Origin of the sequence: Microbacterium sp. K41 (assembly GCF_004794395.1) — a bacterium.
Classification (GTDB): Bacteria; Actinomycetota; Actinomycetes; order Actinomycetales; family Microbacteriaceae; genus Microbacterium; species Microbacterium sufflavum.
Genome location: NZ_SSDO01000179.1, coordinates 1 through 827, shown reverse-complemented (window position 1 = coordinate 827; position 827 = coordinate 1). Strand labels below are relative to the sequence as shown.

Annotated in this window: 2 protein-coding genes; both read left to right on the top strand. The window is 76.4% G+C overall.

The annotated features are described in order from the left end of the window. The coding region (locus tag DW309_RS19350; RefSeq protein ID WP_342590368.1) for a sensor histidine kinase at positions 1-458 on the top strand (458 nt) is incomplete at its 5' end. After that, on the top strand, positions 455-827 hold a 373-nt coding region (locus tag DW309_RS04915), incomplete at its 3' end, for a response regulator (protein ID WP_136044731.1). The genes DW309_RS19350 and DW309_RS04915, both read left to right, overlap by 4 nt.

Sequence of the window (827 nt, the reverse complement as noted above, 5' to 3'; positions counted from 1 at the left end):
GTGCGTTGCGGTCGATGATCTCGGTGCTGCGCCGCGGCGGCGGCCCGCTCATGCCCACGCCGAGCTGGGCCGACCTCGACGGCATCGTGCAGGAGGCGCGGCGGTCGGGGCTGGCGGTCCGCCTCGACGCGGCGGATCTCGGCGATCTCGGCGATCTCGGCGGGGGCGGCGAGCAGGCGGTCGTGCGGGTGGTGCGGGAGGCGCTCGGCAACTGTGTGCGGCACGCGCGGGGTGCGCAGGTCGAGGTGCGGATCGCACGCTCCGGCGACGAGGCGCTGGTGCGGGTGCGGTCGCTCGGCGGGACGGCAGCGGTCGCCCCGATGCGGCACGACAGCGAGGGGTGGGGGTTGCAGATGCTGCGGGAGCGGGTGGCGGCGCTGGGGGGCGCGTTCCAGGCGGGGCCCGACGGCGACGGCTGGACCGTGGAGGCGCGGCTGCCGGCGGGAGCGCGGTCGTGAGCGCCCCGACGGTGCTGCTGGCGGACGACCACGGCGCGATCCGTGCGGGGCTGCGCATCATGCTCGAGACGCACGACATCGTGGTGGCGGGCGAAGCGGCCGATGGCGAGGTGGCCGTGCGCAACGCCGCCGCCCTGCGCCCCGACGTGGTGCTGATGGATCTGCGCATGCCGGGGCGCGACGGCGTCTCGGCCACGAGGGAGATCGTCGACCGGGGTCTGGCGGACGTGCTGGTGCTCACCAGCTTCGACGAGGACGAGCTCGTGCTCGCGGCGATCCGCGCCGGGGCCGTGGGGTTCCTGCTCAAGACCGTGGATGCGCCGACGCTCGTGCAGGCGGTGCGCGGGGTCGCGGCGGGCGAGGGCGCCC